The sequence below is a fragment of the Flavobacterium cerinum genome, assembly GCF_004028155.1.
In the GTDB taxonomy this organism is placed as follows: Bacteria; Bacteroidota; Bacteroidia; order Flavobacteriales; family Flavobacteriaceae; genus Flavobacterium; species Flavobacterium cerinum.
Window position 1 is genome coordinate 616553 of sequence record NZ_SBII01000001.1, and the last position, 17859, is coordinate 634411.

General features: G+C 34.8%; 13 protein-coding genes. 4 read left to right on the forward strand and 9 right to left on the reverse strand.

The window, feature by feature from the left end; all coding sequences use genetic code 11:
* Positions 1 to 18: 18 nt before the first annotated feature.
* The 8 genes from lepB to EPI11_RS02885 all read right to left on the reverse strand — a co-directional run bounded on the left by lepB (position 19) and on the right by EPI11_RS02885 (position 7953).
* Positions 19 to 1728, reverse strand: coding sequence for a signal peptidase I (gene lepB, locus EPI11_RS02850; RefSeq protein WP_128388436.1), 1710 nt, complete (start codon positions 1726 to 1728; stop codon positions 19 to 21).
* Between the two features lie 46 nt (positions 1729 to 1774).
* Positions 1775 to 2473: a 4-hydroxy-tetrahydrodipicolinate reductase gene (gene dapB, locus EPI11_RS02855; protein ID WP_128388437.1), complete on the reverse strand. Its 699-nt coding sequence runs from the start codon at positions 2471 to 2473 to the stop codon at positions 1775 to 1777.
* Between the two features lie 3 nt (positions 2474 to 2476).
* Entirely contained in the window at positions 2477 to 3043 is a 567-nt protein-coding gene (locus EPI11_RS02860) for a DUF5683 domain-containing protein (protein WP_241657567.1), read from the reverse strand.
* Positions 3043 to 3942, reverse strand: coding sequence for a ParB/RepB/Spo0J family partition protein (locus EPI11_RS02865; RefSeq protein WP_128388438.1), 900 nt, complete (start codon positions 3940 to 3942; stop codon positions 3043 to 3045). Before EPI11_RS02865 ends, EPI11_RS02860 begins: the two co-directional genes overlap by 1 nt.
* A 4-nt stretch (positions 3943 to 3946) precedes the next feature.
* Positions 3947 to 4714, reverse strand: a complete 768-nt coding sequence (locus EPI11_RS02870; RefSeq protein WP_128388439.1) for a ParA family protein — start codon at positions 4712 to 4714, stop codon at positions 3947 to 3949.
* Between the two features lie 131 nt (positions 4715 to 4845).
* Positions 4846 to 6162, reverse strand: a complete 1317-nt coding sequence (locus EPI11_RS02875) for a T9SS type A sorting domain-containing protein (RefSeq protein ID WP_128388440.1) — start codon at positions 6160 to 6162, stop codon at positions 4846 to 4848.
* Between the two features lie 200 nt (positions 6163 to 6362).
* A complete protein-coding gene (locus tag EPI11_RS02880) occupies positions 6363 to 7244 on the reverse strand; it encodes an SDR family oxidoreductase (protein WP_164879099.1) in 882 nt (293 codons plus the stop codon).
* A 133-nt stretch (positions 7245 to 7377) separates the two neighbouring features.
* Positions 7378 to 7953 carry a hypothetical protein gene (locus EPI11_RS02885; protein WP_128388441.1) on the reverse strand — a complete coding sequence of 192 codons (576 nt, stop codon included), beginning with the start codon at positions 7951 to 7953 and terminating at the stop codon, positions 7378 to 7380.
* Positions 7954 to 8241: 288 nt separating this feature from the next.
* Here EPI11_RS02885 and EPI11_RS02890 point away from each other — a divergent pair, with 288 nt between their 5' ends.
* Positions 8242 to 8868, forward strand: coding sequence for a response regulator (locus EPI11_RS02890; protein WP_128388442.1), 627 nt, complete (start codon positions 8242 to 8244; stop codon positions 8866 to 8868).
* On the opposite strand, the gene EPI11_RS02895 is transcribed toward EPI11_RS02890, so the two are convergent.
* Positions 8865 to 11873: a ligand-binding sensor domain-containing protein gene (locus EPI11_RS02895; RefSeq protein ID WP_128388443.1), complete on the reverse strand. Its 3009-nt coding sequence runs from the start codon at positions 11871 to 11873 to the stop codon at positions 8865 to 8867. The genes EPI11_RS02890 and EPI11_RS02895 overlap by 4 nt on opposite strands.
* Positions 11874 to 12295: 422 nt before the next feature.
* On the opposite strand from EPI11_RS02895, the gene EPI11_RS02900 reads away from it, so the two are divergent.
* The 3 genes from EPI11_RS02900 to EPI11_RS02910 form a co-directional block, all read left to right on the forward strand.
* Positions 12296 to 13024 (forward strand): helix-turn-helix domain-containing protein, encoded by a 729-nt coding sequence (locus EPI11_RS02900; RefSeq protein WP_164879100.1) that lies wholly within the window; start codon positions 12296 to 12298, stop codon positions 13022 to 13024.
* A gap of 9 nt (positions 13025 to 13033) precedes the next feature.
* Positions 13034 to 14179 (forward strand): helix-turn-helix domain-containing protein, encoded by a 1146-nt coding sequence (locus EPI11_RS02905; RefSeq protein ID WP_128388445.1) that lies wholly within the window; start codon positions 13034 to 13036, stop codon positions 14177 to 14179.
* Between the two features lie 606 nt (positions 14180 to 14785).
* Positions 14786 to 17859: beta strand repeat-containing protein (locus tag EPI11_RS02910; RefSeq protein ID WP_394343625.1), on the forward strand; the 3074-nt coding region annotated here is incomplete at its 3' end.

The window sequence follows — 17859 nt, forward strand, 5'->3', positions numbered from 1 at the left end:
AATTCTCAAATCTTCAAATTATGCTTTTGCTTTTGCTTTCTTCTTTTTTCTGAAATAATCAAAAATAAACCACGCTGCTAATGCGCCAAGGAAGTATTTAAAATAGGATACAGGTTGGTTGTCACCACCTACAGTAGTGAATAATCTTTCCCAGCGTATTTTTTTCGAGATATTGCTCCAAGGCTCATTCTGGTCAAGGCTAAGCCATATAAATACCGGTTTACCTACAACATGATCTTCAGGAACAAACCCCCAGTAGCGGCTGTCTTCAGACCTGTGGCGGTTATCACCCATCATCCAGAAATAGTCTTGTTTAAAAGTATAAGAGTTAGCTACCTGTCCGTTAATACGAATTTCGTCGCCATTAACCTTAAGGTCGTTTTTCTCATACTCTCCAATGGCTTTTTTATAGTAAGCAATGTTTTCGCTATTAAGCGGAATTGTTTGGCCTTTTTGAGGGATTAAAATAGGCCCCATGTTGTCACTATTCCAGTTTTTAGTGCCTGTGGAATTACCAAAAACAACTTCCGGTTTTCTTTCAATATATCTTACAACCGAATCAATTCCAGTTGCTTTTCTAATATTTTCAGCGCCTTTTAACGTTAAGTTAGCTTCAAGTATATTAGTAAGAACTTCCTGAGCACCAATTCCTATTTTTTGAGCAAGTACCGGTGGTATACCTTTTTCAGATGTCGTTACTGTTACGGTACCATCAGGGTTTTGAACTAAGCTTCTTAAGTATGGTCTTAAATAATTAAGCTGTTCATTACTTGTTAGATTTTGTAGTGTAAACGTTCTGTAAAATTCTGTAGATCCGTTGTCGAGTAATAATTGACTTGAAATTCCAGCTTTAGAGTAAATCTTGTGGTTGTATTGTAATTTGGCTCTGCCCGACAATATAAGCTCTTTACCATTTATGTATACAACACCTTCTTTTAATTCAAATGTATCTCCTGGTGTACCTACGCAGCGTTTTACATAGTTTGATTTTTTGTCAATAGGTTTTCTTAAGCCTACCGCAGAGCGGTCAAAGAATTTTGTAACGGTATCGGCCGGCCAGTTAAATACCACGATGTCATTTTTCTCTACTTTTTCAAAGCCGGGGAATCTAAAGTAAGGTAATTGAGGCCAGTTAGAATATGATTTTTTGTTGATTACTGGAATAGTATCATGTACCATTGGCGCAGCAACAGTGGTCATTGGAACACGTGCGCCATAGTTATACTTGCTTACAAAAAGGAAATCGCCAACCAATAATGTTTTTTCTAACGAAGAAGTAGGTATGGTAAATGGCTGTAATATATAAGTATGTACAACAGTAGCTACAACAATTGCAAAAAGTAATGAACTTAATGTATCACCTGATTTACTGCTTGCATGAAGGCTTCTGTCATGTATGTATTTAACATCTTCGGCATAGTTAATATAGTAAATATATAACCCTAGGGTTACTACACCTAAAATAGTATCCATAGTAGAGTTCTTGCCAAAACTTCTTAGCGTTTCTACCCATACTACAGGGAACATAATAAGGTTTACTATAGGAATAAATAAAAGGATAACCCACCAGCGAGGTCTGTTAATAATCCTCATAAGTACTACCGCATTATAAACGGGTACTGCTGCTTCCCATGATTTTCTACCCGCTTTTTGATAAAGTTTCCAAGTACCAAGATAGTGTACTACCTGAACTGCCAGAAAAAATATAAACCATTGTAATAGTGTCATCTTCTATAAATTTTATATATATGTATCACTTTCGTGAAATATGTTACTATAAACCTAAAACATCTTTCATACCAAACACACCTTTTTTACCTATAATCCACTCTGCAGCTACTACAGCGCCAAGAGCAAAACCTTCGCGATTATGTGCAGTATGTTTTATTTCTATTGTATCAACAGCAGAAGTGTAAAAAACGCTGTGCGTTCCAGGTACGCCTTCTTCTCGTTTAGCATCGATAAAGATCTCGTCTTCTTTTGGATTTTCAATAGCCCAACTCGAATAGTCAGAGTTTTTAATGATATCATTCGCTAAGCTTATGGCAGTCCCGCTTGGCGCATCCAGTTTTTGTAAATGATGTATCTCTTCCATGGATATTTTATACTGTCCAAGGTTTGACATCATTTTTGCTAAATGGGCATTAAGTTCAAAAAAGATGTTTACTCCGAGACTAAAGTTTGAGCCATAGATAAATGCCCCTTTTTTTTCTTCACATAGCTTGACCATTTTAGGATAATCTTCAAGCCAGCCGGTTGTACCGGATATTACCGGAATGTCGTTCTCCATACAGGTAGAGATATTACTTACAGCAGCATCGGGAACACTAAAATCGATAGCAACATCAGCAAGTTCCAGACCTTTAAAAGTATCAACATCCGTTTTTCTTAATACAACTTCATGGCCTCTTTCTAAAGCAATTCGTTCAATTACTTTACCCATTCTGCCATAACCTAATAATGCTATTTTCATATTCTAAAATTGGTAGCTAAGGCTTAGTACCATATTGTGTTTATTATCAATTTCGTTTTGCTGCAGTTTAGGTCGTAAAGATAAATTTTCATTCACGTTAAATTGCATAAGGTGTGCATTTACGTTTGCTTCAACAATATTAAGGATGTATAACCCTATCGTGATAAGCATAGAAAGATCACGGTTTTTTTGATGGAATTTTTGAGCCCTGATCAAGCGGTCTTCATCAAGGTTGGCCAGTTCTCCAGGAGGAGTTCGTCCCGCTAGCTTATCCTTATAAGCATCTCTGTACTCGTGATATTTCTTGTTATTCCACGTATAATAATAAATACTTGCGCCCATACCGGCGTATACGATAGGTACTTTCCAGTATTTTTTATTGTAGATCTGCCCAAGGCCGGGTAAAATAGCCGAATAATAAGCAGCCTTTGAGGGAGCAAGCGGATCTATTGTATACGGTTTTAAAAATGTTGAATCCTTAACGACTTCAAAATTTAACTTCTCATCGTCCTGTGAAAAACAGTTGAATGAAAAACAGCATAACATAGATATGAGAAATAACTTTTTCACTAGCTATTTATAAGTTTAATAATCCTATTGAAGTCTTCTTCAGAATGAAAAGGGATCGTGATCTTGCCTTTACCCTTGCCGTCTACCTTTACATCTACTTTAGCACCAAAAAAGCTCGTAAATGCTTTCTTTTGTGTGTCTTCTACTTCAAAAGTACTCGTTTTAGACGCTTTTTCTGAAGAAGGTTTAAGGCTTTCCTGATAATTTTTTACTAATGCTTCAGTTTCTCTAACGGATAGGTTGCGGCTTACTATTTTTTGATAAATATCTGCCTGAGCATCATGGTCTTCAATGTTTATAATTGCACGACCGTGACCCATTGTTATAAAACCATCACGGATACCGGTCTGGATTATTGGGTCAAGCTTAAGCAAACGAAGGTAATTTGCTATTGTAGAACGTTTTTTACCCACACGGTCACTCATTTGTTCCTGAGTAAGCTGTATTTCGTCTATAAGCCTTTGGTAAGACAAAGCTATTTCTATAGGATCAAGATCATGGCGCTGTATGTTTTCTACAAGAGCCATTACTAACGATTCATTGTCGTTTGCAATACGGATGTAAGCAGGCACACTGTCCAGTCCTGCTAATTTAGAGGCACGAAGACGTCTTTCCCCCGATATAAGCTGGTATTTGTTGTAGTCCAGCTTACGCACTGTTATAGGCTGTATAACGCCTAATTCTTTAATAGATGTACTTAACTCACGAAGTGATTCTTCGTTAAAGTTTGTTCTGGGCTGAAAAGGGTTTATTTCTATTGCATCAATTTCAAGCTCAATAATATTGCCCACAACTTTATCTGCATTTTTATCCTCAACCGATTTAATATCGTTTTCAGGATCTTTTAACAATGCTGATAAACCTCTGCCCAGTGCTTGTTTTTTTATTGCTTTTGTCATAAACCTATTTGCTGTTTTTCTTTATGATTTCTTCTGCAAGGTGTAGGTAATTTATGGCACCTTTACTTGTAGCATCATAGTTAATAATACTCTCACCAAAACTCGGTGCTTCACTCAATTTCACATTACGCTGTATAACAGTGTCAAACACCATATCGTGAAAATGTTTCTGTACTTCTTCTACTACCTGGTTAGAAAGGCGTAGGCGTGAATCATACATGGTAAGAAGCAGTCCTTCAATATCTAAGTCAGGATTATGTATTTTTTGTACGCTTTTTATAGTGTTCAATAGTTTACCAAGTCCTTCAAGTGCAAAATATTCGCATTGGATTGGAATTACTACAGAATCGGCTGCAGTTAGTGCATTAAGCGTAAGAAGACCTAAGGAAGGAGCGCAGTCGATCAGAATATAATCGTATTTATCCTTAACGCTTTCCAGAGCCTGCTTTAGCATGTACTCCCTGTTTTCTTTATCTACAAGTTCTATTTCTATCGCTACAAGGTCTATGTGTGCGGGTATTACCCAAACATTTGGTGCAGAGCATGTTATAATTGCTTCTTCCGGAGTATTACTATGTTCCAGGATTTGATAAGTACCTATTTCTATTGTTTCTACATCAATGCCCAAACCAGAGCTTGCATTAGCTTGAGGGTCAGCATCTATCAATAATACCTTTTTTTCAAGTACTCCAAGCGATGCCGCAAGGTTTACCGAAGTTGTTGTTTTTCCTACGCCGCCTTTTTGGTTGGCAATGGCAATGATCTTCCCCATTTATATTTTATAAATTTTGAACCGTAAAAATACAATTATTTATGGTTCCTGAAAACGGAATTTGTTAACAATAGACAAATAAAAAAGTCCCGCTGGATGGCGGGACTTAAATAGATGTTTTAGCTATGTATTTATTGGATAATCAGCTTTTGAGTAGCTGAATATTTACCTGATTCCATTTTCACGATATACATACCTGAAGTTAATGAAGAAAGGTTTAATTCTTTAGTATAGAAACCAGAGTTGTTTGTTATTTCTGTTTCAAATACTTTTGCACCTGTTATAGAATAGATACTTACAGTATTTTTCTCTGCAACATTGTTTTTAAGGTCGTACATTAATGTAATGTTCTTGTCTACTGATGGGTTAGGGTAGATGCCAAAAGAAATATTAGCATTTAATTCTTCAAGACCTGCAGCAGGAGTTACATCTTTGTATTTAAAGCTTAAAGCTCCTGTGGCGCTGCCTCCAAAAGAAAGGAAGTACATTCTGTATATAGTACCATTATCGTATTTTACGTAGTAAGCTTTTTCAGGAACGGTATAAGCTCCTGCTTGAAACACTTTCCACTTATCTCCAATTGAGTTAATGTTTGAAGAATAAGCTGTTGCAGCCGGTAATGTAAAAGTAGCTACAGCACGAGTTTCGTCTACAGCAGCAATTTTTACACCTGCAGCCGTGTTTTGTAAAGCTCCATTAATACCATACATTGTAGGTGTTGGGCCCATTGTAACTAAGCCATAGTATTTTGTGAAAACAAAATCCCATGCTGTTGTAGCAGGAGCAACAGTTACAGTTGCATTAGTGTCAAATGAGAAATAAACGAAATCTGTAGTTGCGTTTGTTGGAGTTACAACTACACCAGTTTGGTCTGCAGACCATACAGTACCGTCCCATGTTGCATATTTAAATGTGTAAGTAGGACCTCCTGCAGCTTGAGTGTTTAGGTCTTCTATAATAATTTTTTTATAATTATTAGTAGCGATTTTTAAAACAAAAATCCTTGTACCGTTTATGTGGTGTGTTCCCATGTTGTATAGACCCCATCCAAAACCGATTTGAGCTGTGTTGTCTGAACCATTATCAAAAGCACCAACGCTCCACTCAGTTTCAGAATTGTAAAGTGATGTCCATGTACCTTCGTTTGTTACGCTTATTGTAGACCAGTCTGCAATATTAGCTGAAGCTTCATAAAAAGCTGAAATTTTATGATCATTTACACGAATTGCCCCCATAGCCATGCCGCCCGGAGATTTTTGGAAAGAAATATCCCAGCTGTTTGCTGCTACCGGAGTTTGTGTGTTAGTTGCTAATTTGTAAAATACCTGTTTTGCATATTGTGGTTCCATGTTAACATTAACTGTTGCATAGCCATTTTCGTCTACTCCCTGAGCAGTACCAAAAAATCCTGCAAATAAAGAAGCCATTAGAAGTAAATTTTTCTTCATGATGTTTTATTTAGATTGATTAAGAATAAAATTTCAGTGCAAATATAAAAAATAATTTATACTAAGTCTAAATAAAGAACTAAAAAAAGCAGTAAAATCCTGAGACTCTACTGCTTTAGTAAATAATAAATTATGTGTTAAAAAAATGATTATTTGATAAGCATCACGATTTAAATTTGAGTTTTACTGAGTGCTGATTGCTATTTGTTTTTTTTCTCCTTTATCATTGCTTCAAGCATATCCCACATTTCTTCAGGAATTGCTTCCAGTAAGTTAAATTGACCGGCACCTTTTAGCCATTCGCCACCATCTATAGTAATTACTTCACCGTTTACATAAGCAGAGAAATCAGACACAAGGTATGCAGCAATATTTGCAAGCTCCTGATGGTCTCCTACACGTTTTAGAGGTACTTTTTTTGCGAGATCAAATTTGTCTTTAAGGTCTCCGGGTAATAGCCTGTCCCATGCTCCTTTAGTAGGGAAGGGGCCTGGTGCAATGGCATTAGATCGTATTCCATATTTAGCCCACTCTACTGCAAGGCTGCGGGTCATTGCAAGTACTCCTGCTTTTGCGGTGGCACTTGGTACTACATAAGCAGATCCTGTCCATGCATAGGTCGTTACAATATTAAGAATGGTAGATTTTTCCTGTTTAGTGTCTATCCAGTGTTTACCAAAGGCTAATGTGCAGTTTTTAGATCCTTTCAGTACTATATCTATTATAGTGTCAAAAGCATTTGCTGATAAACGTTCTGTAGGCGAAATAAAGTTTCCAGCGGCATTATTTAGTAGTACATCTACTTTGCCATAGGTCTCCAATACTGTTTTTAGCATATTTTCAACTTCTTCATAATGGCGTACATCACATTGAACAGCGAGACATTTACCTCCTGTTTCCTGTTCCAGTTCTTTAGCAGTGTTTTGTAATTTTTCCAGATCTCGTGATGTTATAGCTACGCGCGCACCAAGTTCCATGAAGTATTTTGTCATAGATTTACCAAGGCCGCTGCCTCCACCGGTAATAACTATTACCTTATCTGCAAGTGCGTTGTCACGAAGCATTTTATCTGTATATGCCATTTTAATAATGAATTATAAAATTAGTATAGGATGTTTTTTAATAAAAAAAGATACAATATAATAAATGTAATGAAAAGTATCAGTTTTATGTAGTTCTTGGTATAAAAAATAATGAGTTAATCAAACGTTTGGGTTATTTATCGCAAATGGAGTTTTTATTTTTAACAATGCTTAGACTGTCTATGGTATCAATTAAAAAATCTTTTATTAACTTAATGTCATCATCTATAAATTGAGGAGAACCTAAGCCAAATAATATATCACCGATTATTACATTCACAAAAATCTGAGCAATCACTTCCTTACTGCTTCCTTCAGGCAGTTTATACCACCAGAGTAAAAAATGCCTCCCCGAAGGCAGTGTACTGATTTGCATTTCTACGTCAAAGGGTTTTGGAAATTTGTTTAAAAGATATTTTGTTTCTCCAGCTATATAATTTGATAATATGGAAGTATCATTGCTGTCTCCATTCTTTTCAATAAAATGAATTTTATCAAGTACGATGTATTGGAGAGCTTTGTCTTCAATGTTAATAATATCCGGCATTTTACTTTTTGCAATGTCTCCATACAGCTTTACAGTGTAATTGATAGAGTTATCTGTAATGAGCCAATAAGAAGTATTATTGTCACATTTTATAATGCTCTGAGCATTACTTTTTAAAGAAAGGGTCAGAGCTGATAACAAATATATAATGATTGATTTCATGTTTAATGAGTTACAATAATTATAAACTGTAAAAAGTACTATCAAAGATAGGCTTATTAACCTGAAGGTAGATTTGTAAATTGTTTTTTATAATTTGTTTGTCATAAATTTAACAGGTCTTGCTTTATTTTTAATGTGTTGAAAAATAGCTATTTGATTACGATGAAATTTTGTTTTTAAAGTATAAGTGATATTGTTTATACAAAGCGATGATATTTTTTGAATAAGTCTTTATATTTAGAAACATATAAATAGCCCTAAATAATAATATTGTAATATTCCCCCAATATGAAAGTATTAATAGCCGATGATCATAGCGTTGTAAGACAAGGAGTGTCTTTAATTTTAAGAGAGGCATTTACAGGTATGGAAGTAGTTCATACCGATAGTTTCTCTAATGCTGTTATAATTCTCAAGGATAATTTTTTTGATTTGCTGCTTCTCGATATTAATTTACAGGGTGGTAATCGCATTGCAATGGTTGATGAAGTGAGATCTGTTCAAAAAGATATAAAAATACTAATTTTCTCAGCCTATGATGAAGAACAATATGCCTTGCGTTATATAAAAGCAGGAGCACAGGGATATCTGAATAAATTGAGTTCTGAAGATAAAATTATCGAAGCTGTAAAGATCATACTAGATGGAGGTAACTATATAGGAGATAAAATAAGAGTAAGAATTTCTGAAAACTCTTTAAATAAGAACTCCGGAAATCCTTTGGATGCTTTATCCGGAAGAGAACTCGAAATAGCAGGTCTTTTGGCTAAGGGTGATGGTAATCTTGAAATCGCCAATAAATTAGATATTGGAACCTCTACAGTAAGTACATACAAAAGCCGCATATTCGAAAAACTGGGCGTTAGTAATGTAGTATCTTTAGTTGAGAAGTTTAAATTATATACAGGGAACTAATTTTTTACTGTGAAAAGCAGTGAAATTACTGTACCTGTATTTTTTGTTGAAGAGATGTTAATTTTCCCGTCCATTATTGCTAATAACTCTATGATCATATGCAGCCCCATTTCTTTATGTTTCGATTTATGATCGTTTATGTTTTGAAGTAAGTTATTATAATAATGTGTTTTCTGATCACTCATTCCATTTCCGGTATCTTTTATAATTATAGTAATGGCTTTGTTGTTAACATAAGTTTCAAATGTTATTACACCATCATAAGTGTTTTTAACAGCATTGTCAAGTAAATTATGGAGTATAATTGAAAGCAACTGTTTGTTTTCGGTTAAATGTAAATCCTGAGCAATATTATTTATGATACTTGTTTTAGCTGCTGATGCAATGTTTATAAAAAAACTTATTTTCTCATTCACTAAATCATACAGTAAATAAGGTTCAGATTCATTATTGTTAATGTCTGTTTCTTTTGCATATTCTAAAAAATTATCTACAAAGTGATAGAGTTGTGCAGAGGATGTATACATTGCCTGAATATCATCTTTTAATGCAGCCTCCTGTCTGTCGAAGTTATTGTATAAGAAGCGGCCTGTGATGGCCATAAATTTTAAAGGACTTTTAATGTCGTGTGTTATGGTCTTTATTAAATTCTTATGATTTACAATTTGACGATCAAGGTCGTCTTTAGTTTTCCGTAAGGTAACAATTGTATTTTGCAACTGCTGTGTTTGTAAAACTACCTGTTTTTGCAATTGAATGTTTTTGTATTTAATATACCTTATTCGTAGTTTGTATATCAAGTATATTAAAAACAAGCTTAATGTCACCAATAAAGCTATAAACCACCCTGTTTGCCAAAAAGCATGTGCTACTGTAAAACAAAAGTCTTTAGAAATAAATTTTGAGCCAAAGCCACTAAGCTTTCTTGCTTTTAGGGTATAATTGCCTGGAGGAAGATTTGAAAAAGACACATTATCTTCGGTCATAGGCGTCCAATCCTGTCCAACAGGCCCTTCCAGTTTTGTTTCTATATTCTGATTGTATAAATTTCCAAAATATGGACTGGTTATAAAAAATTTAGCTTTCTCAAAGTTTCGATTAAGTACGAGAGTATCTGAGGCAAAGAAAACTTTATGATCAACATCAATTTCATCAATATAAATATCGTTTACGGGAAGCCTGTTTTTAACTTCATCAGGGTTAAAATACACGACCCCATTCATAGAAGGAAAAAATATGGTTTCATGGTTTAAGTATATGCCACATGCATTGCAGCCACCATTAAATTCATTATTTTTAAATCCTGCGTTCTTGTTGTAAGCATGGTAATATACTTTTTCCAGTTTCTTATCTGCATAGTCAAGGAGGTCCTGTTTTAGTATCAGGAACATGCCTTTATTAGTAGTGATCCATAGAAATCCGGATTTATCTTCAATAATACAGTGTGCAGTTAATAAATGCTGTTCTTTATCTATAGGGAATGCTGTCGTTTTATTGTTTTTGTATAGGTAAAATCCTTTTCCGTAGGTGCATATCCATATTTCATTTGAATTCTTACAGTAAATATTGCGAACCTGTACGTTTGGTATATCAGCAATTTTTGATACCGTTTTATCTTTCAGTATTATTTTGTACAACCCCTTCCATGAACCACACCATAATACCTTATTATCTATTGTGTTTAATGTGGAAGAGGCAAAGTCTACTTTTAAAAATAATTTGGGTTCGGGATTTATCTCATGGGAATTAATGTGGTATAAAAAGCTGCCTTTTTTACCTTTATCATTAAACATTCCTATCCATATTTTATCGTCAGGCGCTTTAAATAGGGTAGTAAGGCTATTTTTAAATGTCCATTCATTAAATTTCTTAAATCCACTTTTTTTTGTGAAACGATAGAGCTTTATCCCTTTTTTTGTCCAGATATCACCCTTGTAGTCTGTTATAAGCATAAACTTGTCGGAGTATCGATCTATACTTATAAGATTTGTACTTCCGTCTTGCGCAAATATTTCGCCACTGGAGGCAATAATGCTGTTTTTTGAGTATTCTGCAAGCCCATAATAAACATCATCTGTTCCTGAACTATGATAATAAGGAGTAGCATTTTGTTTAAAATCCTGTTTTTTAACGATCAATAGGCCTTTATTCGAACTTCCTAAATACAAAATCTCATTATATTCATCATAATAAAGAGATACAATATTATTTTGTTCCAAATCAAAGTTCTCAAAAACCGATTGAGGTGCAATTTTTCCTTTTTTCTCTTTGACATAAAACAACTTCTTGTTCGAATATATAAAGCATTGCTGAGCAGGAATGTTTGTGTATATTTTAGATTTTTTATGGAAGGAATTTTCAAAAGAACAGGATTTAATGACGCCATCGGAAAAGGAAGTGTAATCATTGTTTTTGCCCAGGATAAATATATTTCCCGAATTAAAGAAAAACTGAGCGGAGTCTTTAAACGTATAATTGTAATGATTTAATAGTTTATGGCCGGCGCCATATTGTTTTATGTTGTTATTGTCTATAACATATTTATTAGTGCCTGTCCGAATTGTAAACGGATTATATTTTTGTGCATAATGAATACCTGGTAGTCCTATATATGAAGTAGTTAGGTTTGGTATGTGATTATTAGTCTTATTGATTTTCCTTACTGTCCGGTTATTAATAAGAAAAGTTTCAGTTTTTTCATTTAGAGTAATAAGGCTGTCTGTTTCTACATTTCCTCTAAAGTAGGTCACTCTGTTTGATGTAATGTTTTTAACATTCTCCATGTTAAAGACTTTGAAGTTCCGCCCATCATAACGTACTAAGCCGTTTTCTGTAGACAACCATATAAAACCATATTTATCAGGTGTAATTCCTTTTACACTATTTTGAGGTAAATGATTACTGTCTGAAGAATACCAAATTGAATAATATGGTTTCTGGGCAAAAGTCTTTTGAGGTAGGAGGAGGAGTAATAAGAAAGAAAAACAGATATAAGAAAAATTCATTTCAGGGTGGGGCTTGTACGTCAAATATAAATAAATACTGACAGGTATTTGTAGAATTAATTCTACAAATAATGTAGTTCATTACTTGGCTTGTGTATTTGTTAAATGTCTAGCTTTGTAGTCCCTTAAAAATAACAAAAAAAATTAAAAACTAAATTATTAAATGCTTAATGCTAAAACTTATAGAGTCTAAAAATTACTTTGAAAGGTATATAGTTATTATACTGTTTTTTTGCCTTGTAGATGTTGTGGCGCTGTTTTTTAATATTAAATTACCATTGGGTATTCTGTATAGCCCATTGGTTTATCTGGCGTTTAAATCTGTAATAGGAGGTCACACATCTTATTCGTATTTACATATATTACCCTTTTTTGTATTTTTATTTGCTTATGTTTTTGTGCATTTAGGAAAACAATTTTCAGTGAATTGGATTTCAAATTTTCATGAGTATTATGATAAAAGTTATAATATGGTTCTTCCGGTATCTTTATTATCATATGCCACTGTAATAATTCTGTCAAGTAAAAAAAACGATACAGAAGATCCGTTGAAAGAAATAGGGATTAATAAAATCCGTCTTATAAGTATTGCTTCTATAGTGTTGTCTACTCTTTTAGTTGTTAGGATAATATGGTATAAGATTAATTTTAGTATTGATTTTGATCTGGCTGTTTATAGTTTTTTAGGCGCAGTATTTTTTATATTATTCCATTATTTGTTCTTCTCAAATTACCAAAGTCTGCAGGTTGCTAGTTCTGTAAAAGCCGAAAAGAAGCAATTATTTGGAGGGATGGATGAAGATGCATTTAGAAAGCAATTACACGAGTGCCTTGAAGATACAAAATTATACCTAAATACAGGCCTTACGCTTGATGTACTTGCCGGGAAGACAAATTTATCAAAACATCAGTTGTCTCATTTTCTAAACACCTATATGGGTAAGAATTTTTATCAGCTTATTGCGGAGTATAGAATTGCTTATGCGAAAAAGAGATTAGACGAAGATACCCTTATTACTATCGAGACACTTGCTTATGAGTGTGGCTTTAATAGCAAAACTACTTTAAATAAATATTTTAAAGAGTCTACTGGTTTTGCTCCTTCACAATATAGATATGGCATTATTTCTAAACAACTGTCTTTAAGATAATATATAATTATGTTGGAATTTATTTTATGCGGCATCGTTATGCTGGCATTGGTAACCCTTTATATAGGTAGGCGTAAAAGTCCAAAAGATCTATTTTATAAACTTTGCGATTGGTATTTGATGTTTGTTCTTTTACATGCTTCTTATGCTTTTTTAATACGACTGTTTTTCGATAATAATGGAATAGTAGATATAACTGCTCCTTTTGTTTTAGGTTACGGACCGTTTTTTTATCTAGGTTTAAAGTCGTTGCTCGATAAAAAGCTGAATAAAAAAGAAATTTATCTGAATTTTTTACCATTTCTTATTTTTACCGTCATATATATTATAATGCTAAGTAATCATCTTTATAGATTGAAATACTTAATGTCTTTTTATATAACATTATATTCTTTTGTTATAATAAGCATACTGGGATATTTGCTTTGGGCTGTAATATTTAATAAAGATTTGGTTGATGGTGATCGTAGAGAAAAAAAACAGCTCTTTAAGACTTCCGGTATCTCAATATTAATAATAACCTTATTGTTTATAATAGCCGTTTTAGTTAATACGGTTTTTAATGAAGATATCGAGATTAAATTTCCGGGAATTATTATTTATACGGGCATATTCATTTCGGTTGTATTGGCTTTTAAGTTTAGAATAAATAATTTAATTGATGGGAGGCTTGAAGATTTAGATCTTATGGCGGATACTGATTCTGGGATTGAAATAATTTCTGCAAAAGTGCAGGAACTTGAAGAAGTCAAAAAAGATACCGCGTCGCAGCTTCCAACGCAAAAATATAATAAGTCGGCATTGCCTAAAGCTATTCTAGGGGATTATAAAATAAAACTGGATTCTCTTATTAATGATGAGAAAGTATATCTGGATAATGAGCTTACTTTAGAACTGCTGGCAAAAAAAATGAAAATGCCTATGCATCATTTAACGCAGCTTTTTAATGTCTATCTAGGTGAAAACTTTAACCAGTACATCAACAAATTTAGAGTGAATTATGCTTGTGAGTTACTAAAGAATAATGATCAAATGCTATCCATTGAGCAAATAGCTTTTAATAGTGGGTTTAATTCAAAGGTTTCGTTTAACAGGCATTTCAAAATTTTATTAGGTGATACGCCTAAAGAATATGCTAATAAAAATAAAATATGATTTTATTAAAACCTCGATCATGTTTTAATCGTAACTGTATTGATTTTATGTAGTTTTAATAAGTAAGTGTCTATAGTTAATGTATGTTCAAATTATTGGGGCGTCGCAATTCCCAGTTTTTTTTAACCTTTCGTTAACATTTAATATAGACCTTTGCCCAATAATGTTAATTAAATGAACAGTAAGCTGCCCCCAAAGTATACTTTTCTATTTTTATTACTCTTTATTTTAAATACAAATAAAGGAGAATCAGCGCTACCAAAAAGCGTGAAGCTTTGCTCTGCCGTAACGGTAATTTCGAGTAAGGCTTTTTCTGTTTATACCCCTCCTTCAGTTGTTTCTGTTACTACATATGCTATCAATAAGATAGATGTGAATTCAGATTTAGAGTCGTATCAATGGTTTATGAATATGGGACTCCATATTCGAAGCTAAAACGATTAGGGAATTCTTCAAGGGCAAATTTTGTTACTTAGTTAATGAGGTTGATGTGTTTATAGCACATTAGCTTTCACATTGCATGCATCTTAAATGCGGAACAAAATAAAAACAGAAATAAATTTTTTTAAGATTACCACCCCCAATAATAATTAAATTTTAATGATGATGAAAAAACTATTACCTGCATTAGTATTACTTCTGGGAGTCTATACAGCAAGCGCTCAGGTGGGTATAGGTACCTCTACTCCTAATAGTTCGTCACAACTTCAAATTGTGGCTAATGACAAAGGTGTTTTAATACCACAAGTACAGCTAACAAGCTCGACTGATACTACTACAATTACCAACGGTAATGTGCAAAGTTTATTAGTTTACAACATTAGTACGGCAGCAGATATTAAACCTGGTTACTACTACTGGTATGTAAATAGGTGGATGAGGATATTGTCCGATAAAGATGCTAGTAGCCAGGTTGTTACGAAACTTGTTTATAATGCAGCGGCTAATACGCTGACTTATACAGACGAAAATAGTAATGATACTGTTATAAATCTTATTGATTTAGTAAAAGGAGCTGAAACATTAACTACTCTGGTAGATAATGGTAATGGTACGGTGACTTATACCAACGAGGCAGGACAGGCGTCTGTTATAAATTTATCTGGGGGGCCTGCAGGAGTAGGTATTGTTTCTACAGTTAATAATGGTAATGGTACTTTTACAATTACTTATAGTAATGGTACAACGTTCACAACTTCAAATTTCACAGGGCCTGCGGGTGCTGCGGGGACAAATGGTGTGAGTGCTTATCAGACATGGTTAAATAACGGTAATACTGGAACTGAAGCACAATTTTTAACATCATTAGTTGGTAGCCAGGGGCCTCAGGGTGTACCTGGTACATCAGTAAATGGAACAAACGGAATTGACGGGAAAAGTGCATACCAGCTTTGGTTGGATGCTGGTAATACAGGAACAGTAGTTCAATATCTTGCATCCTTAAAAGGAGCAGATGGTGCAAGTGGGACAAATGGAATTAATGGAGTAGATGGTAAAAGTTCTTATCAACTTTGGTTGGATGCTGGTAATACAGGGACTATAGCTCAATATTTTGCATCCTTAAAAGGAGCAGATGGTGCAAGTGGAACAAACGGAACTAATGGAGTAGATGGTAAAAGTTCTTATCAACTTTGGTTGGATGCTGGTAATACAGGGACTATAACTCAGTATTTCGCATCCTTAAAAGGAGCAGATGGTGCAAGTGGGACAAATGGAACTAATGGAGTAGATGGTAAAAGTTCTTATCAACTTTGGTTGGATGCTGGTAATACAGGGACTATAGCTCAATATTTTGCATCCTTAAAAGGTGCCGATGGTGTTAGTGGAACAAACGGAACTAATGGAGTAGATGGTAAAAGTGCATATCAACTTTGGTTGGATGCAGGTAATACCGGAACTGAAGTACAATATTTAGCGTCATTAAAAGGAGCTAAGGGAGATGATGGGGCTGTAGGTCCTGCTGGGCAGGCAGGTATTGGAGGTAAAACCGAAGCAGGTGACGGTATAATAGTAACAGGATCAGGTACAGAGGCAACTCCATATGTTGTTTCTGTGAAAGATGGTGGTGTTGACAATGTTAAATTAGCTGCAAACGCTATTACTACCGATAAAATAGCAGCAGGAGCTGTAGAAACATCAGATATTAAAAATGCTAATGTAACACCTGAGAAATTAACTGCTGGAACAGGTACAGATGGTCGTGTTGCTATTGCTGATGCAGCAGGTAATGTAACCTATGGTAACATTCCGGCAACAAGTGTAACAGGAGCAAACCTTACACCTGGTGATGGTTCAGTAACAGTAACTGGTGGAGTAGGAGCTACTTTAATCCCATCTACTGTAAAAGTGGCTGATGGTGGAATTGATACAATAAAACTAGCTGCTGATGCAGTAACTTCAGATAAAATTTTAGACGGTGAGGTTAAAAGTTCAGACCTTGCAACAAATGCAGTTACTGCTGATAAGATAGCGTCAGGCGCAATAACAGCCGCTAAGATCGATGCAAGTGTTGCGGGCACAGGCTTAACAAAAAACCCAACAACCGGAGCATTAGAAGTTGACGTAACGGGAATTGAAGGTGATGGTGATATTACCTCTACAGACCTTGAAGTAACGGATGGTGATAAATCGACCTTTAAAGATGTAAGCCTAAATATAAAAGACAATGTGATCACCAATGCTAAGATGGCAGACAATGCTATCGGTACAGCAGAACTGATTGACAACGCTGTAACAACAGCTAAGATCGCAGATAGTAATGTAACAGCTGCAAAACTTTCTGATAATGCAGTAACAGCTGCTAAGATCGATGCGAGTGTTGCAGGAACAGGACTTACCAAAAACCCAACAACCGGAGCATTAGAAGTTGATGTAACGGGAATTGAAGGTGATGGTGATATTACCTCTACAGACCTTGAAGTAACGGATGGCGATAAATCGACTTTTAAAGATGTAAGCCTAAACATAAAAGACAATGCTGTTACCAATGCTAAGATGGCAGACAATGCTATCGGTACAGCAGAACTGATTGACAACGCAGTGACTACTGCTAAGATCGCAGACAGCAATGTAACAGCTGCAAAACTTTCTGACAATGCAGTAACGGCCGCTAAGATCGATGCAAGTGTTGCCGGAACAGGACTTACCAAAAACCCAACTACGGGAGCATTAGAAGTTGACGTAACGGGAATTGAAGGCGATGGTGATATTACCTCTACAGACCTTGAAGTAACGGATGGTGATAAATCGACCTTTAAAGATGTAAGCCTAAATATAAAAGACAATGTGATCACCAATGCTAAGATGGCAGACAATGCTATCGGTACAGCAGAACTGATTGACAACGCTGTAACAACAGCTAAGATCGCAGATAGTAATGTAACAGCTGCAAAACTTTCTGACAATGCAGTAACAGCCGCTAAGATCGATGCAAGTGTTGCCGGAACAGGACTTACCAAAAACCCAACAACCGGAGCATTAGAAGTTGATGTAACGGGAATTGAAGGTGATGGTGATATTAGTTCTACAGACCTTGAAGTAACGGATGGTGATAAATCGACCTTTAAAGATGTAAGCCTAAACATAAAAGACAATGTGATCACCAATGCTAAGATGGCAGACAATGCTATCGGTACAGCAGAACTGATTGACAACGCTGTAACAACAGCTAAGATCGCAGA

Coding starts and splice junctions, on each gene's coding strand:
- EPI11_RS02885 (WP_128388441.1), bottom strand. CDS start 7,953: ATGAAATCAATCATTATATATTTGTTATCAGCTCTGACCCTTTCTTTA.
- EPI11_RS02880 (WP_164879099.1), bottom strand. CDS start 7,244: ATGGCATATACAGATAAAATGCTTCGTGACAACGCACTTGCAGATAAG.
- EPI11_RS02875 (WP_128388440.1), bottom strand. CDS start 6,162: ATGAAGAAAAATTTACTTCTAATGGCTTCTTTATTTGCAGGATTTTTT.
- EPI11_RS02870 (WP_128388439.1), bottom strand. CDS start 4,714: ATGGGGAAGATCATTGCCATTGCCAACCAAAAAGGCGGCGTAGGAAAA.
- EPI11_RS02890 (WP_128388442.1), top strand. CDS start 8,242: ATGAAAGTATTAATAGCCGATGATCATAGCGTTGTAAGACAAGGAGTG.
- lepB (WP_128388436.1), bottom strand. CDS start 1,728: ATGACACTATTACAATGGTTTATATTTTTTCTGGCAGTTCAGGTAGTA.
- EPI11_RS02905 (WP_128388445.1), top strand. CDS start 13,034: ATGTTGGAATTTATTTTATGCGGCATCGTTATGCTGGCATTGGTAACC.
- dapB (WP_128388437.1), bottom strand. CDS start 2,473: ATGAAAATAGCATTATTAGGTTATGGCAGAATGGGTAAAGTAATTGAA.
- EPI11_RS02865 (WP_128388438.1), bottom strand. CDS start 3,942: ATGACAAAAGCAATAAAAAAACAAGCACTGGGCAGAGGTTTATCAGCA.
- EPI11_RS02895 (WP_128388443.1), bottom strand. CDS start 11,873: ATGAATTTTTCTTATATCTGTTTTTCTTTCTTATTACTCCTCCTCCTA.